Origin of the sequence: Exiguobacterium algae (assembly GCF_018617875.1) — a bacterium.
GTDB classification, from domain to species: Bacteria; Bacillota; Bacilli; order Exiguobacteriales; family Exiguobacteriaceae; genus Exiguobacterium; species Exiguobacterium algae.
Map to the genome: position 1 here is coordinate 120,247 of NZ_JACSKZ010000003.1, position 24,207 is coordinate 144,453.

The 24,207-nt window shown below is 47.5% G+C and carries 22 protein-coding genes; 10 read left to right on the forward strand and 12 right to left on the reverse strand.

Annotated elements, in window-relative coordinates; translation table 11 throughout:
* The first annotated feature begins 72 nt into the window (after positions 1 to 72).
* Positions 73 to 639, forward strand: coding sequence for a TetR/AcrR family transcriptional regulator (locus KNP03_RS09370; RefSeq protein ID WP_214828652.1), 567 nt, complete (start codon positions 73 to 75; stop codon positions 637 to 639).
* A 26-nt stretch (positions 640 to 665) separates the two neighbouring features.
* Positions 666 to 3,797, forward strand: a complete 3,132-nt coding sequence (locus KNP03_RS09375) for an efflux RND transporter permease subunit (RefSeq protein WP_214828654.1) — start codon at positions 666 to 668, stop codon at positions 3,795 to 3,797.
* A 43-nt stretch (positions 3,798 to 3,840) separates the two neighbouring features.
* On the opposite strand, the gene KNP03_RS09380 is transcribed toward KNP03_RS09375, so the two are convergent.
* The gene (locus KNP03_RS09380) at positions 3,841 to 4,578 is read right to left on the reverse strand and encodes a YwqG family protein (protein ID WP_214828656.1); all 738 of its coding nucleotides are present in this window, start codon (positions 4,576 to 4,578) and stop codon (positions 3,841 to 3,843) included.
* Between the two features lie 150 nt (positions 4,579 to 4,728).
* Here KNP03_RS09380 and KNP03_RS09385 point away from each other — a divergent pair, with 150 nt between their 5' ends.
* The 4 genes from KNP03_RS09385 (at position 4,729) to KNP03_RS09400 (ending at position 7,606) form a co-directional block, all read left to right on the forward strand.
* Positions 4,729 to 5,082, forward strand: coding sequence for a CidA/LrgA family protein (locus KNP03_RS09385; RefSeq protein WP_214828658.1), 354 nt, complete (start codon positions 4,729 to 4,731; stop codon positions 5,080 to 5,082).
* The gene (locus KNP03_RS09390) at positions 5,079 to 5,753 is read left to right on the forward strand and encodes an LrgB family protein (RefSeq protein ID WP_214828661.1); all 675 of its coding nucleotides are present in this window, start codon (positions 5,079 to 5,081) and stop codon (positions 5,751 to 5,753) included. Before KNP03_RS09385 ends, KNP03_RS09390 begins: the two co-directional genes overlap by 4 nt.
* A gap of 111 nt (positions 5,754 to 5,864) precedes the next feature.
* Positions 5,865 to 7,103 carry a peptidase T gene (gene pepT, locus KNP03_RS09395; protein ID WP_214828664.1) on the forward strand — a complete coding sequence of 413 codons (1,239 nt, stop codon included), beginning with the start codon at positions 5,865 to 5,867 and terminating at the stop codon, positions 7,101 to 7,103.
* 56 nt (positions 7,104 to 7,159) lie between these two features.
* Entirely contained in the window at positions 7,160 to 7,606 is a 447-nt protein-coding gene (locus KNP03_RS09400) for an SACOL1771 family peroxiredoxin (protein ID WP_214828667.1), read from the forward strand.
* Positions 7,607 to 7,648: 42 nt separating this feature from the next.
* Here the strand turns inward: KNP03_RS09400 and KNP03_RS09405 are convergent, their stop codons facing one another.
* Positions 7,649 to 8,236 (reverse strand): hypothetical protein, encoded by a 588-nt coding sequence (locus tag KNP03_RS09405; RefSeq protein WP_214828670.1) that lies wholly within the window; start codon positions 8,234 to 8,236, stop codon positions 7,649 to 7,651.
* A gap of 198 nt (positions 8,237 to 8,434) precedes the next feature.
* Here KNP03_RS09405 and KNP03_RS09410 point away from each other — a divergent pair, with 198 nt between their 5' ends.
* A complete protein-coding gene (locus KNP03_RS09410; protein WP_214828673.1) occupies positions 8,435 to 10,060 on the forward strand; it encodes an ABC-F family ATP-binding cassette domain-containing protein in 1,626 nt (541 codons plus the stop codon).
* 31 nt (positions 10,061 to 10,091) lie between these two features.
* Here the strand turns inward: KNP03_RS09410 and KNP03_RS09415 are convergent, their stop codons facing one another.
* On the reverse strand, positions 10,092 to 10,829 hold the full coding sequence (locus KNP03_RS09415; protein ID WP_214828677.1) for a FixH family protein: 738 nt from the start codon (positions 10,827 to 10,829) through the stop codon (positions 10,092 to 10,094).
* A gap of 254 nt (positions 10,830 to 11,083) precedes the next feature.
* On the opposite strand from KNP03_RS09415, the gene KNP03_RS09420 reads away from it, so the two are divergent.
* The gene (locus KNP03_RS09420) at positions 11,084 to 12,268 is read left to right on the forward strand and encodes a LysM peptidoglycan-binding domain-containing protein (protein ID WP_214828680.1); all 1,185 of its coding nucleotides are present in this window, start codon (positions 11,084 to 11,086) and stop codon (positions 12,266 to 12,268) included.
* A gap of 42 nt (positions 12,269 to 12,310) precedes the next feature.
* On the opposite strand, the gene aceA is transcribed toward KNP03_RS09420, so the two are convergent.
* The 3 genes from aceA to KNP03_RS09435 all read right to left on the reverse strand — a co-directional run bounded on the left by aceA (position 12,311) and on the right by KNP03_RS09435 (position 16,133).
* Positions 12,311 to 13,582 (reverse strand): isocitrate lyase, encoded by a 1,272-nt coding sequence (gene aceA, locus KNP03_RS09425; protein WP_214828683.1) that lies wholly within the window; start codon positions 13,580 to 13,582, stop codon positions 12,311 to 12,313.
* 68 nt (positions 13,583 to 13,650) lie between these two features.
* Complete coding sequence (locus tag KNP03_RS09430) at positions 13,651 to 13,947, reverse strand: hypothetical protein (protein ID WP_214828686.1); 297 nt, start codon at positions 13,945 to 13,947, stop codon at positions 13,651 to 13,653.
* Entirely contained in the window at positions 13,944 to 16,133 is a 2,190-nt protein-coding gene (locus tag KNP03_RS09435; protein ID WP_214828689.1) for a malate synthase G, read from the reverse strand. Before KNP03_RS09435 ends, KNP03_RS09430 begins: the two co-directional genes overlap by 4 nt.
* Before the next feature lie 181 nt (positions 16,134 to 16,314).
* On the opposite strand from KNP03_RS09435, the gene KNP03_RS09440 reads away from it, so the two are divergent.
* Both KNP03_RS09440 and KNP03_RS09445 read left to right on the forward strand, forming a co-directional pair.
* Positions 16,315 to 16,761 (forward strand): MarR family winged helix-turn-helix transcriptional regulator, encoded by a 447-nt coding sequence (locus tag KNP03_RS09440; protein ID WP_214828692.1) that lies wholly within the window; start codon positions 16,315 to 16,317, stop codon positions 16,759 to 16,761.
* Positions 16,758 to 17,393, forward strand: a complete 636-nt coding sequence (locus KNP03_RS09445; protein WP_214828695.1) for a nitroreductase family protein — start codon at positions 16,758 to 16,760, stop codon at positions 17,391 to 17,393. Before KNP03_RS09440 ends, KNP03_RS09445 begins: the two co-directional genes overlap by 4 nt.
* 38 nt (positions 17,394 to 17,431) lie before the next feature.
* On the opposite strand, the gene KNP03_RS09450 is transcribed toward KNP03_RS09445, so the two are convergent.
* The 6 genes from KNP03_RS09450 to licT form a co-directional block, all read right to left on the reverse strand.
* Positions 17,432 to 18,094: an NAD(P)H-dependent oxidoreductase gene (locus KNP03_RS09450; RefSeq protein ID WP_214828698.1), complete on the reverse strand. Its 663-nt coding sequence runs from the start codon at positions 18,092 to 18,094 to the stop codon at positions 17,432 to 17,434.
* Positions 18,095 to 18,110: 16 nt separating this feature from the next.
* Positions 18,111 to 18,722 (reverse strand): class I SAM-dependent methyltransferase, encoded by a 612-nt coding sequence (locus tag KNP03_RS09455; RefSeq protein WP_214828701.1) that lies wholly within the window; start codon positions 18,720 to 18,722, stop codon positions 18,111 to 18,113.
* Between the two features lie 95 nt (positions 18,723 to 18,817).
* Positions 18,818 to 19,537 (reverse strand): ABC transporter permease, encoded by a 720-nt coding sequence (locus KNP03_RS09460; protein WP_214828704.1) that lies wholly within the window; start codon positions 19,535 to 19,537, stop codon positions 18,818 to 18,820.
* 361 nt (positions 19,538 to 19,898) lie between these two features.
* On the reverse strand, positions 19,899 to 21,344 hold the full coding sequence (locus KNP03_RS09465) for a glycoside hydrolase family 1 protein (protein ID WP_214828707.1): 1,446 nt from the start codon (positions 21,342 to 21,344) through the stop codon (positions 19,899 to 19,901).
* 16 nt (positions 21,345 to 21,360) lie between these two features.
* Positions 21,361 to 23,211 (reverse strand): beta-glucoside-specific PTS transporter subunit IIABC, encoded by a 1,851-nt coding sequence (locus KNP03_RS09470; RefSeq protein WP_214828709.1) that lies wholly within the window; start codon positions 23,209 to 23,211, stop codon positions 21,361 to 21,363.
* Positions 23,212 to 23,312: 101 nt separating this feature from the next.
* Positions 23,313 to 24,164: a BglG family transcription antiterminator LicT gene (gene licT / locus KNP03_RS09475; RefSeq protein ID WP_214828712.1), complete on the reverse strand. Its 852-nt coding sequence runs from the start codon at positions 24,162 to 24,164 to the stop codon at positions 23,313 to 23,315.
* Positions 24,165 to 24,207: the final 43 nt, after the last annotated feature.

The window sequence follows — 24,207 nt, forward strand, 5'->3', positions numbered from 1 at the left end:
CTTCAAAACAATCAGAAGTCTATAGTGAAATCAAACAAACCGTCTGGTCGGTACAGAAACGAGGTGAGTCCAATGTCCAACCGATCGAATGTCACAAAACAAAAGCTGCTTGATGCGGCGACCACCATCATTATGGACAATGGGGTGCACCAACTTACGTTGGATGAAGTCGCGAAAACAGCAGGTGTCTCCAAAGGTGGATTGCTGTACCATTATCCTTCAAAAGAAGCCCTTTTAACAGCCATCGTCGAACGCCTTCAACAGGAAGAAAACGAATTGTACGAGTCACTCCAGCGTGAAGGATTTGGTCCCGTCGAGGCATTTGTCCGCCTGTTCGATGAAACCAAGCTTCATCCCGAACGGTCACCCATCCAAATCGATGCCGAAAAAATGATTTCCTTTATTACATTATTTGCAGTCGATCAGGAATATGCTGCCCGTTGGAAACGAGATCTCGACGCGTTTTTCGAAACGTTCCAAAAAACAAGTGACCCTGCTGAGACGATGATCATTCGCTATGCCTTAGAAGGAATGATGATGTCCGAACATTTCGGGGTCGGCGTCCCACCCGCTGAATTAAAACAAGCAATCATCACACGTTTGATTGAACGCGCGAAACACATCGATACGAAACCATAAAATGAGATAGAGGGGAATCCAACACCATGCAAAAAATTACTTCGTTCTCCGTCAACAACAAGTTCGCTGTCTGGTTGATGACGATTATTTTGACGGCCGCAGGTCTTTATGCCGGTCTCACCATGAAACTTGAGACGTTACCGGACATCACCACACCGACCGTCTCCGTCACCACGATCTATCCTGGCGCTTCGCCTGAACAGGTACTCGAGGAAGTCAGTACCGTTCTTGAGGAACGTCTGCAAAGTCTGAACGGAGTCGAACAAGTCCGTTCGTCCTCCTTCCAAAACGCATCAAACATTCAAATCGACTATGATTTCAGTACCGATATGGATGAAGCCGAACAACAAGTAAAGGATGCCCTCAGCAACGTCGACTTGCCTGAGTCCGCACAGGAACCACAAGTATCACGACTCAGCTTTGATGCCTTCCCTGTCATCGGGGCTGCTATTTCAGATGAGAGTATTGATTTGTCTGAATTGACGAAACGTGTCGAAGAGGAGCTTCAACCTGCTTTAGAAGGGGTGGAAGGTGCTCAAACCGTTCAAATCGCCGGTCAGGAGATTCGCCGCGTCGAACTTCAGTTTGACCAAGAGGCACTCGCGGAATACAACTTGACTGAGGACACGGTCAAACAGTTGATTCAAGCCAATGATGCCCGAATCGCCCTCGGTTTATATGAACTCGGCGACTCGGAACAAGCTGTTGTCATTGATGGGAAATCAGAAACGTTAGAGGCATTCCGCGACCTTCAAATCCCATATTCACCCGCACAAACAGCCCCGACGCCTTCTGCGCCGTCAGAATTTCCAACAGGAGAAACACCGGCAACGGATGCTCCAACAGATCTTCCGGCGAATGCACAGCTGACCGTTCCGACGGTTGCGTTAAGTGAACTCGCGACAATCGAAGATAAAGGGATTGAGGAATCGATCTCGCGCTCGAACGGCGAACGCTCGATTGGAGTGCAAGTCACTAAAACACAAGACGCCAATACAGTGGACGTCGTCAATGAAGTGAAAGACATTTTAGATGATTTTAAGGCCGACTATGATACGGCGAACATTTCCGTCACGCTTGACCAGGGCGAACCGATTGAAGAGTCGGTCAACACGATGCTTTCGAAGGCATTACTCGGTGGCCTGTTCGCAATCTTGATCATCTTGGTCTTCCTGCGTAACTTCCGTTCGACAATCATCGCGGTCATCTCGATTCCATTGTCGCTCCTCATGGCACTCATCGTGTTGAAGCAACTGGATATCACATTGAACATCATGACACTCGGTGCGATGACCGTCGCTATCGGTCGCGTCGTCGATGACTCCATCGTCGTAATTGAAAATATTTACCGGCGTCTCACACGCACAAATGAGCCATTGCGCGGTAAAGCGTTGATTATCGCGGCGACAAAAGAAGTATTTATCCCAATCGCCTCATCAACCATCGTGACGATTGCGGTCTTCTTGCCACTCGGTTTCGTCACCGGTTTCGTCGGTGAACTGTTCTTACCGTTTGCTTTGACTGTCGTCTTTGCACTTCTCGCTTCTTTACTCGTAGCGATCACGGTCGTGCCGATGATGGCCGATTCATTCTTCCAAAACCGTGACAAGCTCAAGCCTGAAGAAGGTCCGGGTAAGCTGGCGGAATGGTATCGCGGCGTTTTAAACTGGTCACTCAATCATAAGTTGGTCGTGTTCGGTCTGGCGACGCTCCTTCTTTTCGGCAGTTTCGCACTCGTGCCGGCAATCGGGGTCAACTTCTTGAACCAGGAATCGGAAAAAACGCTCTATGTCACGTTTGATCCTGAACCAGGTCAAACGCTCGATGACTCCATTGCAGCAGCAGAAATCGCAGAAAAATACTTCATGGAAGATCAGCCGGACGTCACAGATGTTCAGTTTACGGTCGGCGGCGAAAATCCATTAAACCCGGGTAACAACAAGCAAGGAATCTTCATTGTTCAATACGATCAAGATACGGAAGATTTCGCTGATGTGAAATTGGCCGATATCGAGAAGTTGAATGAACTGGCTTCAAGTGGTGAATGGAAAGAGCAAGACTTCTCAGGCGGCGGAGCGACAAGCGGTGTCACCTACAACGTCTATGCGAACTCCCTCGAAGATTTAGAAGAAATCGTCCCGACATTTGTAGAGACGATTGAACAAGAAACAGATTACGTTCGCCAAGCAACTTCCGATTTACGTGAATCGTATGTGCAATACACGTTTAACGTCGATCAACAAGCCGCTGCAGAAGCTGGCGTTTCTGCCGGTCAAATCGCTCAAGCCATCAGTCAGTTCCAGGCTCCTGAGAGTCCGCTCGCCAGTGTGACGGTTGACGACAAACAGCTCGATGTCATCATTCCGACAGAACAAGTCACATATGACAGCATTGACGACTTACAGGCACGTGAAATCACAACGCCGTTCGGACCACGTCCAATCTCAGACTTCATCGAAGTCGAAGAAGGGACGACACCGGATACGTTGGTTGAGAAAAACGGAAAGCTGCTAGCTCGAATCAGTGTTGACTTAAAAACAGATAAAGCCACGGAAGCTTCCGCAGCGATTGAAGAACGTGTATCTGACCTCGACCTTCCATCAGGCGTCTCTTATGATGTCGGAGGTGTAACGGAACAAATCCAAGAATCGTTCACACAGCTCGGTCTCGCCATGCTTGCGGCCGTTGCCATCGTTTACTTGGTACTTGTCATCACGTTCGGCGGTGCCGTCACACCGTTCGTCGTTCTCTTCTCGCTTCCTTACGCGATTATCGGTGGACTCCTTGCTCTCTTGATCACAGGAGAAACGATTTCCGTCTCCGCATTGATCGGGGCACTCATGTTGATCGGGATTGTTGTGACGAACGCGATCGTCTTGATCGACCGTGTCATTCATAAAGAAGAAGCCGGTCTTTCGACACGTGAAGCCTTGTTAGAGGCAGCGGGTACGCGTCTCCGTCCAATCTTGATGACTGCTCTTGCAACTATCGGTGCCCTTTCACCACTCGCACTCGGTCTCGAAGGCGGTGCCCTCATCTCGAAAGGTCTCGGTGTGACCGTGATCGGCGGACTCACAAGTTCGACGCTCCTCACGCTCCTCATCGTCCCAATCGTGTATGAGTTCTTCGCACGATTCCGTAAGAAAAAACAAGCTTAAATAAAAGAGAGTTGACCGATGAATGGTCAACTCTCTTTTGCGTTCAATAACATTGCATGATGATTTCTGTCTCTTCAAATCGTTTGTTAAGGAGTGCATCTGTCGGAATAAGAAAATAAAGGATTCCAGCGTCCCCGAACATGACGTCTAATTCTTCAGAAGTGTCCATTTGGAACAGGAGAAACGGATTTTCAAAGCGTTCTCCATATGTATATTGTGCTTCTTCAAAAACATCACCTTGTACTTCGTTCGGATGGCCGCCGATTGCATGAAGTTCCCCATAATTAAACAACTCTTCAAATGATTCGTACACTTCTTCATCCATGAGTTCATACAAATCATATCCATTCTCCGCGTAACCTTCTTCAAATGTAACAGCACGTTCATTCAATGCTTCCCCAACTCGAACTCGTTCAAGTTGTGTTTCTTCCGTATACAGAACTCGCCAAAAATGACGTTCGTCCACACCGCCCCAAGGTTGTTCCTCTAAATCATAGAAGAAGGAGAGCAAACCTTCTTTTGGGAGTTCTCCTACGGATTCACATTCAGCAAAATCACTCAGCCGAAACTGGGCAAGAAGCGTCAGGTGATCGCCTGGATGATTCTCTGCGTTTGGTAAATCCGGATATCCACCGAATTTTGAATGACCGATTGGTACCTCTTCCCTCGTTGTCCGTGGCACGAGATTCAAATTAACTCGCTTCGTGAACGCATTTAAAATGTCTTCCCCGTTCTTTAGTCCGCGTTGTTGAATAAACCGTTCAATCGTTTTTAGTTCCATCTCGACACCCCGTTTGTTTATGATGAATGTAGTGTAGCATACCAAACGTATGTACCCCTTTTCTTTTTTGTTCTACCTTTATCTTGACCATCATTGGAGAATCTGAGAAAATTCATACGTTTTGAAAGATGTGAAAGGATGTCTTGTAACATGAAATTATTGAAATGGGTGATCGGGCTTTCCCTTTTATTTGGCCTCAGCACGTTCGGAAACTGGATCGTGCACACATTCTCCTGGAAAGTACCCGGCAGTGTCATCGGAATGGTCTCCCTTCTCGTCCTCTTGATGACAAAAGTGATTCGTGTCGAGTGGATTGAAGACAGTGCTGGCTTTCTGACGAAACACCTCGCTTTCTTTTTCATCCCTATCGCTGTCGGCTTGATGGCATATGGGACTTTATTGAAAGTAGCAGGCGTTCCGCTACTGATCACATTGCTCGTTAGTTTGACGGTCGGCCTCCTCGTGACGGCCCTCGTCTCCGGAAAGGAAGGGGAAGCCTCATGACGTTCTTTTGGATCGGGCTCACCGTCCTTATCTATGCATTGAGCCGTCGTTTATCTGTGAAGTGGGCATCACCGTTTACGAATGTCGTCTTTTTAAGCACGGCGCTCTTAATCCTGATTTTACTGTTATCCGGTCAGTCATATGACACTTACGAACCGGCGAGAGATGTCATCACGACATTACTCGGTCCGGCGACCGTCGCCCTCGGCTTGCCGTTATATCGGAATTTACCGACCTTGCTTGCACGTGCAAAACGCGCGCTAGGAGCGATTGTCCTCGGTTCGTTATCGACCATTTTCGTCGCGGTACTGTTCGGAAAATTATTTGAACTGACCAATCACGTATTGATTGCCTTATCTGTAAAGTCAGCGACTTCGCCGATTGCACTTGAACTCGCCCGGCAGTTAGAAGGCGATGCGACGCTCGCCGCCTCGATTGCTGTCGCGTGTGGGATTCTCGGGGCCATGCTCGGACCTGTTATCTTAACTGCGTTCCGCGTAACTGACCCATTCACACGCGGACTCGCGCTCGGCACGATCAGCCATGGAATCGGTACCGCCCAGGCGGCAACCGAACACCCTCTGTCAGGAGCAACCGGTGGTGCTGCGATGGGACTGACAGCAATCTTCACCTCATTCGTATTGCCTTTTCTTTATCCCATCCTCTTTTAAATCGTCGTTTCACACAGTTCTAGCGAATTGTGCGGAGCGACTTTTTTGTTTCGCTTCCCGACGCGCGTGATAAACTAAAGTGGATGAAACTTTTTCGAGGAGGATACCTGCATGCAAGAGAAATTGATTCAACGCTTGATGACATACGCAAAAATAGACACACAATCCGATTTCACGAGTGAAACAACCCCTTCAACCGCAAAACAGTGGGATTTGATTCGTCACTTGGAAAAGGAACTGAAGGAACTTGGACTGACAGACGTCGAGACGGACGAATACGGCTATCTATTCGCTACACTTCCAAGTAACGTCGATCATGATGTACCGACGATCGGCTTCCTCGCCCATGTCGATACGGCGACCGATTTCACAGGAACGAATGTCTCACCTCAACTCGTTGAGCATTATGAAGGTGGCGACATCGTCTTGAACGAGGCACTCGGTGTCGTTCTGTCTCCGAAGGATTTTCCTGAGCTAGACGGATACGTCGGTCACACGCTCATGACAACGGACGGGACGACACTCCTCGGTGCGGACGATAAGGCTGGAATCGCTGAAATCGTCACAGCCGTCGAATACTTATTGTCCCACCCTGAGATTCCACACGGACCGGTTCGCATCGCCTTTACACCGGACGAAGAAATCGGACGAGGTCCGCATAAATTCGACGTCGCACGCTTCAACGCCGACTTCGCCTATACAATGGATGGCGGTCCTCTTGGAGAATTGCAGTATGAAAGCTTCAACGCGGCTGGTGCAACCGTCACGTTCCACGGCACGAACGTGCATCCGGGTAGCGCCAAAAACAAGATGGTCAACTCGATGAAGCTCGCAATGGCATTCCAAAATCGCCTGCCTGCCGACGAAACACCGGAGCGGACGAGTGACTACGAAGGATTCTTCCATTTGAACGGATTCTCAGGAGATGTGGAGAAGACGACGCTTCAATACATCATCCGCGATCATGATAAAGAGAAGTTCGAAGCGCGCAAAGCGTTGATGGAGAAACTCGTTCTCGAATGGAAGCAAAAGTACGGGGAAGAGCGGATTGAGCTGAAGATGGAAGACCAGTACTACAACATGGCGGAAAAAATCGAACCGGTCAAACATATCGTCGATACGGTAGCTGACGTCATGCGCGGCCTCGACATCGAGCCGAAAATTGAACCGATCCGTGGCGGGACAGACGGATCGCAGTTGTCTTACATGGGACTCCCGACACCAAACATCTTCACTGGTGGTGAGAACTATCACGGGAAGTTCGAGTATATCTCTGTAAACAATATGGAAAAAGCAACGACGGTCATCATCGAGACACTTCGCACATTTGCAGAACGTGCCCGAGCATAACAAATGCGCCTCCAACGATTCTCTTCTACACTAGAGACATTGGAGGCGATTTTTTTATGAAGCATTCTTTTCAAATGAACCTCGGGTGGGACGGTGGACGAAACGACGTCGGCACCCTTGAGGCCGAGCGGTTAAAGACTCAAATTTCAATTCCTCCGGAAATGGACGGTCCCGGCATTGGGACAAACCCGGATGAGATGCTCCTTGGCGCTGCGGCGACGTGCTACATCATCACGTTGGCCGCTATGCTCGGACGAAGCGAGCTCACACACCGCGGAATCTCAATTGACGCGGAAGGGATTGTCGACGTGACGAACGGGGTTTTCACATATGAAATGATTCGTTACAACACAACCATCCATGTTTCCTCGATGATGTCGGATCGCGAAGTCACACTCGTCGAACGCATCGCAAAGAAAGCGAAAGACAGTTGTATGATTTCGCGTGCATTAGAAGGAAATGTAGCGTTTGATCTCCAAACAACCATCGTTAAAATCGATTAAAAGCCATCCGTCTACGGATGGCTTTTCGTTTCAGCCCAACCCTCATCCTCCCTGACGGTCGATGACTTCTCCATCTGACGATAACCCTTGAACGATGGAATCTTCTCCGATGTGGAAGTAATAGCGGTACGGTCGGATGATGGTGGCTTCTGAAAACGACTCTTCCTCTGAGGATTTCGTTTCGACTTTTACAATCTCCGGATTATGAATTTCACCGAATCTCACATTGAACACGTGCCTCTCGGATCCATCGTCCTCATATTCCCTTAAATAATTGTTATAGAGGGTGAAATGATCATTTTCATGATGCTCCCATCCTTCATGCCCAATTCCGACCCATCCCTCCTCATCATTTCCTTCAAAGTACCGAACGGACACCGCTTCGAAGTTCGCATTCAGAAAATCTTCCGGGCTCGGAGTCGTCGTATACATGACGATTGTCACGCCATTATGACTTGTTTTGTAGATGAGTTCATTCATTTCATAGGCAAGTCCCTTGTCAAGCGCCTCTTCAAAGTCATCATACTTGCCAAATTCAAACTTTCGAAGTTCGTCCGCCCATATCGAAATCGAAAGAACAAGAGTCATTGCTGCAAGCAAGGTAACGATCCAAATTTTATTACGCTTCATCGTATGCTCCTCATTATTTTACATGTTGTCCTCGTCTACTTATTTCCAGTTCATGATGTAAAACCCCTTCTTTTTCATCCCTTTCCCACCCTACTCCTCTCCCTCAAAACATCTCCTCATTATGGGACACTGCGCATTTTTAGAAAACGTGATACAATACACGTCGTAAACTAATCAGAAAAACGAGGGATATCATACATGATTACAGTAAATAACGTCAGCCTCCAATTCGGTGGCCGCAAGTTGTTCGAAGACGTGAACATCAAGTTCACACCAGGCAACTGTTATGGATTGATCGGTGCGAACGGTGCCGGGAAATCGACATTCTTAAAGATTTTATCAGGTGAACAAGACACGACGACAGGTGATGTCAGCATCACACCGGGTGAGCGTCTCGCCGTCCTCAAGCAGGACCACTATGCTTATGAAGACAAAGCGGTACTCGAAACCGTCATCATGGGGCATGAGCGTCTCTACAACGTCATGAAAGAAAAAGATGCCATCTATATGAAAGAAGATTTCTCAGATGAAGACGGAATGCGCGCAGCTGAACTCGAAGGCGAATTCGCCGAGTTGAACGGTTGGGAAGCAGAGTCGGAAGCCTCGATGGTCCTTCAAGGTCTCGGGATCACTGAAGCGCTTCACCAGAAACAAATGAGCGAGCTCACAGGTGGGGAGAAAGTCAAAGTACTTCTCGCCCAGGCACTCTTCGGTAAGCCGGACATCCTGCTCTTGGACGAGCCGACCAACGGACTCGATCTTAAAGCGATCCAATGGTTGGAAGAGTTCTTGATTAACTTTGAAAACACGGTCATCGTCGTTTCCCACGACCGTCACTTCTTGAACAAAGTCTGTACGCACATGGCAGACCTCGACTTCGGTAAAATCCAGCTTTATGTCGGGAACTACGACTTCTGGTACGAGTCAAGCCAGCTTGCGACACGTATGGCAGCTGACCAGAACAAGAAAAAAGAAGAGAAGATCAAAGAGCTTCAAAACTTCATCGCCCGCTTCAGCTCGAACGCATCGAAAGCGCGTCAAGCGACGTCACGTAAGAAGTTGCTCGATAAGATCACGCTTGACGACATTCGTCCGTCATCACGTCGTTATCCGTTTGTCGGCTTCACAATGGAACGCGAAATCGGAAACGATGTTCTCTATGTCGACAACGTTTCGAAGACGATTGATGGCGTAAAAGTGCTCGACAACGTCACGTTCTCACTCAACAAGACGGACAAAGTCGCATTCGTCGGTCGTTCTGACGTTGCAATCACGACACTATTCAAAATTCTCATGGGTGAGATGGAACCAGATACAGGTTCGGTCAAATGGGGCGTGACGACGACTCAGTCGTACTTCCCGAAAGACAACTCGGAATACTTCGAGGGCTCGGAAAAGAGCATCCTCGACTGGTTGCGCCAGTTCTCACCAGCCGATGAGTCAGACACGTTCCTTCGTGGCTTCCTTGGTCGCATGCTCTTCTCAGGTGAAGAAGTTATGAAGAAAGCGTCTGTCCTCTCTGGGGGAGAAAAAGTTCGTTGCATGCTCTCGAAGATGATGCTCTCGAATTCGAACGTGCTCGTCCTCGACGATCCGACGAACCACTTGGACCTCGAATCAATTACGGCACTCAACAACGGTCTTGAGTCGTTCAAAGGCGTGCTTCTCTTCAGCTCACATGACCATCAGCTCATCTCGACGATCGCAACGCGCATCATCGAAGTGACACCGAACGGCATTGTGGACAAGGAAGCGACTTACGATGAGTACCTCGAAAATGAGGCGCTTCAACAACAAGTTGAATCACTTTACCAAAACGCATAAATAAAAAATCGGCTCAACGCGAGCCGATTTTTTATTGGACGTTTACTGTCTCCATCACATGTTCATGAATGTCATCACCTTTTGTGACATGGATTTGGACATTGTACGTACCGGTCTGATCAAACGTGTACTCCCCTTTGTACATACCGGCTTCGATTTCCTCAAGTTTGACCCATTCGTGCTTGTCCGCTCCATCTTGGAAGATTTCAAGCTGTACTTCTGCATCCGACAGCATCTCTTCCTCCACCATGACATGCGTCATGAACATCTTGGCCTGTCCTGCCGTGGCTTCTTTCGAATCCAATGTAATCTCCGACATTGTATGATGATGTTCGGATTCATCCATCGCTTCAGCTGGATTTCCAACTGTCACTTCGGTCGTCGGCATCGTATGCATTTGCCGAGCAGTTACGTGAACTTGAACGGTATAGACCCCATCTTCTTCAAACGTCGTTTCGGCTGTATACGTACCGTTTTGATCGAATGATGATTCTAGCATCTCACTATCTTCTTTCGCATCATTTTTCCATACTTCGAACTTGATTTCGTCCGCATCGTCCACCGCTTCCCCGTCTTGCGTGACGTTCACTGTCAGTGTCACCGGCGCACCCACATCTGCCGTTTCGACCACTTGTAAGTTCGCTTCAACCGGTTCCATAGATTGATGGGCCGTCACATTCTCTGTTTCTTGCTCCGTACCACATGCTCCTAAAATGAGCATTCCAACGAGACCGATTGTTGCCCCGAATCGTGTCATTGCTTTTTTCATCATCGTTCCTCCTAATAAATCGCTTACATCCTTCACACATTTTTCATGATACCACCCTTCCACTGAAAGTGTGTGAGCATTCTGTGAGTAATAGCACGTCGCGTTCTCACAAATTTCACACATATCCTCTGAAGGAGTAACGTGACGCTTCTTTCAGTCAATGAACGTTCCATAACGAAAATCGGGTATATAAAAACTACAAGGAACGACATGGTCACAGCAGGTCTAAGCTTCATGATGGGAGGCGAAATAACATGACAAGCAGGGTTGTTCGCGTGTTCATGGCTTTGTTGATTTTACTCGGAACGTTCGTTGTCGCACCGAGATCTGTCGCTGCAGCTTCTTCCACATTCATCACCAGTGTCAATACGACAAGCAAAATAGTGGCTCTTACATTTGATGACGGAGCGGACGGGGCAAACACGAACAAAATCTTGGACATTCTCACAAAATATAACGTAAAAGCCACGTTCTTTTTGACAGGATCAGGCGCAAATCATCATCCGCAGTACATTAAAAACATTGCTGCAAAAGGTCATCAGTTAGGGAACCATTCCTACAGTCACCCTTATTTCACTCAGTTGAGCACAACACAAATGAAGTCCGAACTCGACCGCACTGAGTCTTTAATCAAGTCCCTCACCGGAAAAACAACCAAACCGATATTTAGAGCCCCATATGGCGCAGTAAACAATACCGTCTTGAGCGGTGTCGGCGCGGCAGGATACAGCTACACCATCCAATGGAACATTGATACGGTCGATTGGAAAGGCGTCTCGGCAAGTCAAATCAACACGAAAGTTCAATCGAATATCAAACCCGGGTCAATCGTGTTGATGCATACGGGGGCTGGTGCACCCGGAACCCCGCTCGCTCTACCGACGATGATTTCACAACTCAAAGCAAAAGGGTATCAATTCGTGACGATTTCCCAACTTCTCGCGTATCAATCGAATTCCACCGCAAAAACGTATACGGTCAAATCGGGAGATACGCTTTACGGCATTGCCCGGACGTACGGCGTGAGCGTTTCAGCCCTCGCTTCTGCGAACAACATCACGAACACGAACTTGATTTATGTCGGACAAGTGCTCGTTATCCCCGGAACGACAACACCTCCAGCCTCCACGACTACCTACACTGTCAAATCAGGGGATACGCTCTATAAGATTGCGGCATCGTATAATACGACCGTCTCGAAAATCGCTTCCGCAAACAACATCACCAATGTCAATTTGATTTATGTAGGACAAGTTCTCACCATCCCCGGAACGACAACACCTCCAGCCTCCACGACTACCTACACTGTCAAATCAGGGGATACGCTCTATAAGATTGCGGCATCGTATAATACGACCGTCTCGAAAATCGCTTCCGCAAACAACATCACCAATGTTAATTTGATTTATGTCGGACAAACCCTCACCATTCCACGCTAAACAAAAAAGATGATGCGGCAGACGCATCATCTTTTTCTTCCCTTATTTCACTTCAAACTGTTCTGCTTCTGTCGATCCTGCAAGTGCCGTCGTAGAAGATTGGCCACCCGAGATGACGAGTGAGACTTCATCGAAGTAGCCGGTTCCGACTTCACGCTGGTGACGTGTCGCCGTGTATCCATGTTGTTCAGCATCAAATTCGGCTTGTTGCAATTCAGAATAAGCTGCCATCCCACGGTCTTTGTAGCCACGAGCCAACTCGAACATGCCAAAGTTGAGGGCATGGAATCCAGCGAGCGTGACGAATTGGAACTTGTAACCCATCGCTCCGATTTCTTGTTGGAACGTCGCGATTTCTTCGTCGGTCAGTTTCTTTTTCCAGTTGAATGATGGCGAGCAGTTATAAGCAAGAAGTTTTCCTGGATATTTCGCATGAATCGCTTCTGCGAACTGTCGCGCTTCCTCTAGATCAGGTTCTGATGTTTCACACCAAACGAGATCCGCATAAGGGGCATACGCCAATCCACGTGCGATTGCCTGATCGATCCCCGCTTCCGTGCGGTAGAATCCTTCCGGTGTTCGTTCGCCGACAATGAACGGATGATCGACTGGATCGATGTCACTTGTGATCAGATTCGCCGCGTGTGCATCGGTTCGTGCGACAATAATCGTCGAAACTCCCATCACGTCTGCCGCAAGACGTGCCGCAATCAGATTTTTGACCGCTGTCTGTGTTGGAAGTAGCACTTTTCCACCGAGGTGTCCGCATTTCTTCTCAGAAGATAACTGGTCCTCGAGGTGAACACCGGCTGCTCCTGCCTCAATCATCGCTTTCGTTAATTCAAATACGTTCAGCACCCCACCGAATCCGGCTTCCATATCCGCCACGATTGGTGCGAACCAATGCGTATCGCCCTTTCCTTCAGCGGTTTGAATTTGATCGGCACGTTGAAGCGCTTGGTTGATCCGTTTGACGACGCTCGGCACAGAGTTCGCCGGATACAAGCTTTGGTCCGGATACATATGACCGGAAAGGTTAGCGTCAGCAGCCACTTGCCAACCGCTCAAGTAAATTGCCTCAAGCCCCGCCTTCACTTGTTGGATCGCCTGGTTACCCGTCAGCGCCCCCAACGCATGAACATAATCCCGTTCGTGAAGGAGATTCCAAAGACGCTCCGCCCCTTTTGTCGCTAACGTGTGTTCAATCATGATTGAGCCACGTAGCTTCATCACGTCTTCCACACTATACGGACGTTCCACTCCTTCAAACCGATCTGATTGCCAGCTGTTCTCCAATTCCATACGTTGATTCATATCGCATTCCCTCCTGTATTATATTAAATGCATTTTTTGGTTTTTGTTATATAACAGATAGAGCATAATTAATCGAGATAAGCACAGCATTCGAGCGCCGCTTTAAACGTCGAATGCTCCATTCCGCAGCAGCGACACACGTTCTCTTCGTCACGATCTTCCGGTTTGCGGAAAACGACCACTTCATCGACCGGTTCTTTCATGATTTGAAGCGAACCATCCGTCCGGTCTAAAACGAGACGCATCAAATCGTTCCCATAAACGAAAGCCGTATTCGCAAGTGTAGCCGTCGATTCTCCAGAAACGATCCGACGGACGACCCAACGTTCAATCAACTGTTCACTTTCGATTTTTTTCGTAGTCATAATGATGATCCTCCTTTTAGATTCAACTCAAGTGTTTGCCGTTTAATAAACTCCCGCCGACGTTCATGTAAAATCGGCTCCGTGTATCCATTTGGTTGTGCCAACCCTTTGAAAATCAAATCACGCGCCGCTTGATAGGCGATGGATTGATCTACGTCTGGTGTCATCGGACGATAGTTCGGGTCATCCCCGTTCTGTGCATCGACAATTTCGGCCATCCGGTACAATGTTTCTTCAATTTGATCCGAAGTACAGACCCCGTGGTAGAGCCAGTTCGCCACGTGCTGACTCGAGATCCGGAGCGTCGCCCGGTCTTCCATCAGTCCGATGTGATGAATGTCGGGGACTTTCGAGCAGCCGACCCCTTGCTCAATCCAACGGACCACATAACCGAGTAACCCTTGTAAGTTGTTTTCAAGTTCCTCCCGAACCTCCTCGTCCGAGTACTCCATTGTCGCCAGTGGAATATCGAGTAGTCGTTTTCTCGCCTCTTGGGAGGAGAAGGTTTGTTGCATGAGCGCTTTTTGAACGGTGAACGCATCGACTTGATGATAATGCATCGCATGCAGCGTCGCCGCGGTTGGAGAAGGTACCCATGCCGTCGTCGCACCGGACTGCACATGTTTGATCTTTTCGACCATCATGTCATTCATCCGGTCCGGCATCGGCCACATCCCTTTTCCGATTTGCGCCTGTTGATGGAACCCTGCGTGAAGACCGGTCTGCACATTGAGTTTTTCATAGGCATCAAGCCAGTTCGATGTCTTCATTTCTCCTTTTCGTCTCATTGGACCAAACGTCAGAGAGGAATGAATCTCGTCACCGGTACGGTCCAGAAAGCCTGTGTTGATAAAGACGACCCGGTCTTTCACTTTCTCGATACAATTTTTTAAGTTCAATGAAGTTCGCCGTTCCTCATCCATCACGCCAACTTTCAAGGTATAACGAGACAGGTTGAGTAAATCTTCCACTGCATTGAACAACTCATTTGTGAACGCCACTTCATCTGAACCGTGCATCTTCGGTTTCACGATATAAATCGATTGCTCCCTGGAGTTGAGCCGATTGTCCAGATGCCGCCCCGCAATCAGGGAGGTGAAGATTGCATCGAGGATTCCCTCGGGTACTTCGCGCCCTGTCTCATCGAGAATCAAGTCAGTCGTCATCAAGTGACCGACGTTTCGAATAAATAAGAGTGAGCGTCCTGGCAAGACGACGTCTTCCCCATTTTTCCCGATCAACTGCTTGTCCTGATTCAACTGACGGCGCAACAGCTTCCCATTCTTCATGAAGGAGGCTTCGAGCGTCCCATCCATGAGACCGAGCCAATTCTCGTACAGGTGTACCTTGTCTTCAGCATTCACTGCTGCGACCGAATCTTCGCAATCGACAATGGCGGATAAGGCTGCCTCGAGTTCAATATCCATCAGTCCCGCCCGGTCGAGTTTACCGATCGGATGCGTCCGGTCAAATTTCAGTTCTACGTGTAGACCATGGTGAACGAGGAATAAACTGTCAAGTTCTTCCGGCTCCCCGACATAGCCAATGAGGTCATCCCGAACGAATGCAACCTGTCGCCCATCAATTTTTGCATAGGCGGCCCCGTCAATAATCACGTATCCATCTGCATCCTGATGAGATCCTGATTGAAGTGGGAACGTCTCGTCTAAAAATTGTTTAGCTGTCCGAATGACTTCATCTCCACGAATCGGATTATATCCCCGACCTTTCTCTTTGCCGTCCATCTCATCGATGACGTCCGTGCCATAGAGAGCATCGTATAGACTCCCCCAACGCGCGTTCGCTGCGTTCAGTGCATAGCGGGCGTTGTCCAATGGAACGACAAGTTGTGGGCCTGCTTGATGTGAGATTTCGGAGTCCACTCGATCCACTTCGATTTGAAAGTCTTCAACGATCGGCTCGATATACCCGATTGCTTCCAGAAAACGCTCATACTCAGCAGGATTGAATGGAAGGTTGTGTGTGCTATACCAATCCTGTAACAACTCTTCAAACTGTTTTCGGCGTTGTAACAGTTCACGGTTTTTTGGAATGAACGTATCCAAAATCGTTTCTACCCCATCCCAAAAGTTCGTGGTATCGCCGTTTGTCAGTACTCGCTCATTAATAAATCGCAACAGTTCCTGATGAACCAGATAAGTACCCCGTCGTTCATAATGTTCCAAGCGCTCACATCCTTCCTTTGATGTTGTTATATATCAGTTGATTACAATATAGACTATTATATAACAGTTTGACAACCCATTTTCTAAAACTTTTTATTTGAAATTTTGAGAAGAAGGCGTTAGGATAATTTATGTGACCTATCAATGATTGATTCGTCAATGATATAGAGGAGGGATGTGCATGCGAGATTCTTGCTCGCTAAGCGACCAGATTCTCTATCACATCATCACTGTACAAAAAGAACTCGGGCAGTTATTTGATTCGGAAATGGATGGATTGAGTTTGACCCGCTATGACATTTTGAGCAATTTGTATCATGTCGGAGCATTGCGGCAACGCGATTTACAACAGCGTGTCGACGTCGATCACGCCGCCATTACGCGTCACTTAAAACAACTGGAGACACAGGGCTTAATCGTACGCAAACGCTGTGAGAAGGATAACCGTGTCATTTATGTCGATTTGACCGATCGTGGTCGTGAACAAATTGCACATTGGACTGAGCAAAAAAAATGCTTATCCGACCGACTTTTTGTCAACATGAAGGTAGAGGAACAACAACAACTTTTGACGTCTTTGACGTCGTTACAGAATAACATTGAACACGAAAGGAAGACTTTAATATGAATACTGCTATTCAGAAAGATTTTATGGAGATTGTGAAAGGCCGCCGCTCAATCCGCGTATATGATGAAAGTGTTAAAATTTCGAAAGAAGAAATGACACAGATTTTAGAAGAAGCGACAACGGCTCCATCTTCTCTGAACCTTCAACCGTGGCGCTTCGTCGTCATCGATAGCGAAGAAGGAAAAGAAAAGCTTCTCCCGCTCGCGAGCTTTAATAAACGACAAGTCGAGACATCGTCTGCAGTCATTGCCGTTTTCGCCGATTATCAAATGGCTGACTACACAGAAGAAATTTTCGATACAGCCGTCGAACGTGGCTTGATGCCAACGGAAGTCCGTGACCGTCAAGTTGACATGATCAAAGGCATCTTCAAGGATGCGCCAAAAGAAATGGTCAAAGACAGCATCATGCTCGACTCAGGACTCGTCTCCATGCAACTCATGCTCGTCGCACGCGCCCACGGATACGATACAAACCCAATCGGTGGATATGATAAAGCGAACATCGCTGAAACATTCGGACTCGACAAAGAGCGTTATCTCCCAGTCATGCTTCTTTCAATCGGGAAAGCCGCAGAAGAGGGATATCCATCTGTTCGATTCCCAGTCGATCGCATCACAGAATGGAAATAAACAAAGGCTCAATCGCTTAAGTGCGATTGAGCCTTTTTTCATCCAATATATTTGACGACCTCATTAAAATCACGACGCGTCTTCGGTGCGAAATCTTTCGCCCGGTAACCAAAAGCAACCATGACCGACAGTGACCACTCACCACGTTCCATGACACCTTCTGAAATCAACAGTTCATCCATCTCTTCCTGATTGAACCCTTCAATCGGACATGAATCCACACCGATTTGTGCGGCTGCCGTCATCATATTTCCGAGAGGAATGTAAGTTTGACGTTTCACCCATTCCTGGAAGACGCGTTCATTGTCCAATAGACGATAGTCGTTCTCCTGGAAATCGTGCACACGTTTGATTCGTTGATCGTACTCTTCTTTCGTTCTACCCTGCACTTCCGTCACAATATGCCGAATATAATCTGCGTCGTAGCGCATCGCTTTCGGTGTTCTCGCTAAAATCAGTACAAAATGACTAGCCGTGAGCGCCTGCCCTTGTGCCCCCCATGCGTGATCTTTGATTTTTTGGAGCAAGTCCTCGCGACGAACGACAACGAATTGCCAAGGCTCAAACCCGAACGAACTCGGGGACAGACGCCCTGTCTCAAGAATGAATTCAAAATCTTCTTCTTTCACTTTTTTGTCCGCATCAAACACCTTTGTCGCTTGGCGCCAACGGTATGCTTCCAATATGTCTTTCTTCTTCATCGTACTCACTCCTCCGTTACCAAGATGACTCCATCATATCAAAACGATAAATCAAAAATCGCTCGTGAAGATTCTTTAAAGGTAACCGGACTTCCTGTACGAACCGAAACGGTGTTTCGTCATTCAAAAAGTGTAGATAACCGTCCTCCGGATAATACAGGATGATGTCCACCTGACGCGGGTTCCCTTCCACAGATTCCATGATGTTCGACACTACTTGACGAAATACATTCACAGAAAACGGGTTAAAAAAGTAAAAACGATTGGCATCTGTTGGAATAGGGATCTGTTCGGCATAGGCATGCTCGAACTGAACACTTCCGCGATTCCGGTGTTTTTTTGCATAGTTCATCCAATTTTGCATGGCGTCCTCATGAAACCCGCCGTCCATCTCCACACCGATGGCGCGTACGCGAAAAGTATAGGCCAGATAGAATGGGAGTCGTCCTTTCCCCGAACCGAAGTCCATGACGGTGTCGGTCGGAACTAACGGATACGCATCCCGCAGTAAATCAAGTGCTTCATATGGAGTCGGCTCGTAACGGTGGTATTCGGCAGTAGCCGGAAATCCTTGTTGCGGCTTGGCTGTCTGAATGTGGAGAAGTTGTTCATATTGTTGTTCGTTCATCTAACTGTCCTTTCTATAACGAATCAAGTGATGAGAAAGAAGTCATTTGCATCTGTTTGTGAGGTCCAAAGAGACTAAACGTGCATGAAATGTTTTTAGCGAAATCCGCCTGCTCCCTTCAATACGGTCCGCTGAAGCGAACTACGGACACGCTCGCTCCATGCCACTTCACGTTCGAGGTAAGATTGCCGGGATAGCCACCCTTCCCCGATCCACATGGCATATGCGACGAGTCCGCTCCCCATTACCACACGGAGGAACGCCATGTCGGCAAATAGACTGTACAAACAACCGAATACAAACAGTTCCATCAGCAGCTGTTTCACCCAATGATGACCACGAATCACTTGTTGGTATCGAATCCACATGTGGAGCCAGGCGATGAGTGTCAGATTCAGCCAAAGCGTTAAGGTATCCAATGCACTCCACCCTTGTGCATGAAAAATGGGTACAAATAAAAGGAGGCAGCATCCATACTTCAGAACGAGGAGAAGTGTGCGATATTGAAGTGAGTAATGCTTGATTTGACGAATCAACCGCTTCGTCGAAAGCAGCAGGACATCTCCTTGTTCGAGCCACACAACAAATCGATCGCGAAGAAAGAGCAGAAAGAAAATGAACACCCATACGACCTTGAAGTGACCAATCCACTCGAATTTTCCTTGCCAAAGGAAGACATAGACAAATCCCATATACATCAAAAACGGAACTAGGATATATACCATCACGGTCCAGTCAATCAACAATCGAATCGTCTGCCAATTCTTTCGCGCATCCATGACGACCCGTTCTTGGAATAGACTTCTCGCCGTCATCAGACCTCACATCCTCACAGGTTGATTCTTCTCAAATGATTTCGTATTTCTCTTATTATAAAACAAGTTCCCCTTCGTTGATTTTTTATACGGGATGTCGACAGGAGGCAGTTCATCATTTACTTTGCCAATGGAAGATGAAATGATACATCTATCAGGTAATTGAAATCAAAGTATCCGATTCATCGAGGAGGAAGCAGGATGAGTGCTTGGATGGAAATCATTATGTACATGCTCATCGCAGCAGGCGTCAGTCTCGCCATTATCGTGTTGCGTAAAATCACAAAAGCATAAAAAACACCCCATAAAAGTTGGATTTTCATGTCCACCTTTTATGGGGCAGTTCAGTATGGCCGTTCTTTTACTTTACAGTCTCATTTTCATACAGGCTGGCTCCCTGAGAACGAATCACATCTTGGTACCAGAAAAATGAATCTTTCCGCATTCGCTCCAACGTCCCTGACCCATCATCATGCTTATCCACGTAAATGAATCCGTAACGTTTACGATACTCGCCGGTTGACGCACTGACCAAATCAATACATCCCCAACTTGTATATCCCATGACCTCGACCCCATCTTCGATCGCCTCCATCATCCCTTTCAGATGATCTCTCAGGTAGTCAATCCGGTAGTCATCATGAATCGCCCCATCCGCTTCCGGTTGATCGTAGGCTCCTAATCCGTTTTCAACAATGAAAAGCGGAATCTCATATCGTTCATACAATTTGTTCAAAATGATCCGAAGTCCTGTCGGATCAATTTCCCATCCCCAGTCGCTCGCTTTCAGATAAGGGTTTTTGACACCGCTCATAATATTTCCGGCTGCTTCATCCTGATTTTTTTCAGCTTTTTCTGTACGGGACATGTAGTAGCTTAATGAAAAGAAATCAACCGTGTTTTCTTGAAGGATATCGAGGTCGTTCTCTTCGATTTCGAGTTCGATTCCGTGTTCTCGGAAAAATCGTTTCGCAAAAGTAGGGTATTTCCCGCGAACATGTACATCTCCGCAGAAGAAGTTCATCATCCGTTCCGCATCATGCGCATACCAGACGTCATCCGGGTTCGAACTATACGGATATACCGGAGCTGCAATGAGCATGCACCCAATTTGCATCGTCGGGTCGATTTCACGCGCTGCTTTTGTGGCCAGTGCGCTCGCAACAAATTGATGATGCAACCCTTGATAGGTGAGTTGCAAAGTATGTTCTTCTTCTCGAATGGCAACCCCAAGGCTAAGCATCGGCATGAATTGGGCGCCGTTGATTTCGTTAAATGTCAACCAATAGTTCACTTTTCCTTTATACCGTTCAAACAGCACGCGGCTATAGCGTTCAAAGTATGTCACAAGACGCCGATCACGCCAGCCTCCATAAGTTTTCGCTAAATGAAGCGGCATTTCATAGTGGGAGAGCGTGACAAGTGGCTCAATTCCCTGCGCTATGAGCTCATCGATGACCCCATCATAAAATTGCAGTCCTTCTTCGTTTGGTTCCAACTCATCCCCGTTCGGAAAAATACGAGACCAAGCGATCGACATTCTGAACGTCTTAAACCCCATCTCTTTAAACAGTGCAATGTCTTCCTTGTAGCGATGATAAAAATCAATGCCTTCATGGTTCGGGTATGAATAGTTCTCATGCAGTTCAAAGTCAAAGGTCGGGTCATGGATGATGTTCATCCGTTCCTTGCCACCTGGCATGACATCTGCAATCGAGAGACCTTTCCCGCCTTCACGGTAACCGCCTTCCAACTGATTCGCTGCCGTCGCTCCACCCCATAAAAAGTCTTTGTTCACTTGTTTCATTTGTTCTTCCTCCCTTTTAAACGATCACGCGTAACACATCATGATTCACGTCGACTGAACCTGTAAAAGTTGGTAGTACATCTAAGAAAAATTCGGTATTCGTGACGATGATCGGGGTGATCGTGTCATACCCTTCTTGTACGAGCGAATCTAACTCAAATTGAACGAGGACGTCTCCTTCTTTAATCTTCTGTCCGTCTCTTACAAACGCCTCAAAATACTTTCCATCGAGTTTGACGGTATCCAAACCGATATGGATTAAGACTTCCACTCCTGTGTCTGACCGAAGACCAATCGCATGTTTAGATGGATAGAGTGTAACGACTTCCCCGTCAAACGGTGCATAGACCACGCCTTCTGTAGGTAAGATTGCGACTCCTTTTCCCATTGCTCCGCTTGAGAACACTTCGTCTCGCACATGATTTAACGTCACGACTTCTCCTTTTATTGGAGCGGTGACCGGGAAGCCGACTTGAGCTGATACAGACATGGCAACCTCTTGTTCAGTTGATTCGACCGTTGCCTCTTCCTTATGCAACATCATGGTCAACACGAGTGCTACTACCGTTGCGACCGCCATCCCAAGGAATGCACCGTAAAATGCTACATCAATCCCTGTAGGAGCAATCATCACCGGGATACTGAATACACCAAGTCCTCCCATCGCATAAGCTGCTGTCCCGAATAGACCACCGATGACACCACCCGCTGCTCCGCCAATCATTCCGAAAACGAATGGCTTTTTGCGCGGTAACGTGAGTCCGTACATCGCCGGCTCTGTAATTCCAAAAACACCCGCAATTGCAGAAGAGGTGCCAAGCCCTTTCACTTTTGGATTTTTCGTTTTCCACGTGATGGCAAGCGCTGCCCCAACCTGACCAAATGTGGCCATTAATACCCCTACGACGATCGTATCGACACCGGCAACTGTTAAGTTATTGATAATAATCGGGACAAGACCCCAGTGTAGACCGAACATAACGAGTACTTGCCAGAAGGCACCAATGAATGCGATCGCAATCGTCGGACTTAAGTCATACAGGAATGAATATCCGTTCGCCAGCCCTTGACTCGCATAAGTGGCAACTGGGCCGATTGCTAAAAACGTCAGCGGAACGACGAGTAACAACGCCATCATCGGTGTCGTGAAATTCCGCACCGATTCATGTGTGTGACGGTTAAAAAACGTTTCAATTTTTGATGACACATATGCCGCCAAAATAATCGGAATGACCGAAGACGCATAACTCATCAAAACAACCGGGATGTGAAGGAACGTCAACGACTCACCTGCTCCTTGTATCGCGACAATCGATGGATAGACGAGCGCCCCACCGATAATCATGCCAATATACGGATTTCCGCCAAACTTCTTCGCTGCAGAATGCCCGAGAATCACAGGTAAGAAATAAAACAGGGCGTCTGCCGCAGCATTTAAGACGACGTATGTGCCCATCTCCGGGGTAAGCAACCCAAGAGCAACCAGAATCGCTAGTAGTCCTTTCAATAATCCGCTTCCGGCCATCGGCCCAAGAATTGGCGTGAAAATTCCGGCAATCACATCGATCAGGCGATTGAAAACACCTGTTTTTTCATCGTCATCTGTCGCTGCGGCTTGAAAACCGCCTAATTCGACGACTTCTTTGTAGACATACGGGACGTTATTTCCAATCACGACTTGAAATTGACCGCCACTTTGAACAACGGTAATGATGCCATCTTGTTGTTTTAAAGTACTCGCATTGGCTTTCTTTTCATCTTTCAATTTAAAACGCAATCGCGTCGCGCAGTGAAATACACTCTTCACGTTATCTTTTCCGCCAACATGCCGAATAATCGTTTCTGCTAGCTGTTGGTATTGCTCCATTGTCCTCACTCCTTAATCTTTTTTGTAAAAAGAAAAACCTAAATCACTACACACAAAAGGTGTAGTCATTTAGGTTTGGCCTGCATCATCAGTAACCATCCTTAGGATCGACGCTCTTTCATTAAATTTTCGATGTGAATCATCATATACAATCGCTCATCCGTTGTGACTTGGTAGTGATACTTGTTTGCAATCAACCCGGCGATTTTCTCCACACACTCAAATGCCTCCGGATACCGTTGCTTCACCATCATAAACAAGGTTTCATCTCCGGCTGACTTCATTACTTCGCCGGAAGCAAGGCGTTGCACAAAATATTTCAGGTGCGTTAAAAATCTTGAATAGGCGTACGACTCCTCATCCAACTCAATTTGAAAATGGTACGTGATGATTGTCAGAATGGCCTGTGTCGCTCTCGTCATCTCCGTTACAAGATGTAGATTCTCCCCTTTGACCCCTGACATGGTGGCATTGACGAGGTGAAGCGCAATCGCCACGGCCTCATCCTCATCTAGCTTGACATGGTGTCGTTCATTGATTAGTTCAACTGCTTCTTTTCCAACTGCAAACTCCGGAGCATAAAATCGTTTGACCTCCCAAACGAGAGGATTTCGGATTAGAATCCCATCATGGTAACGGCTGAGTGCGAAATGGAGGTGGTCTGCTAGCGTCACATACAATGAATCATGAATCGATTGATTCAATCTTTTTTCCGCCAACTTGACGATTTGCTTCACTGTCTCCATCTCTACAGTCGGCATTTCATTTAAAAAGTGGACAAAACGTTCATAGCTTTCTTTACTCTCGAGCGTAAAGATTTTTTCGACACGTGTTTGGTCAACGAGATCGCCGGGTCGCTTTTGAAACGCGATTCCGCGTCCCATCACAACCTGTTCTTGACCGTTCGCATCGATGGCAACGACGTTATTGTTGAACACTTTTGAAATTTCCATGGATTCCATCACCTCTACTCTCATTCAACTGGACTGAAAAGAA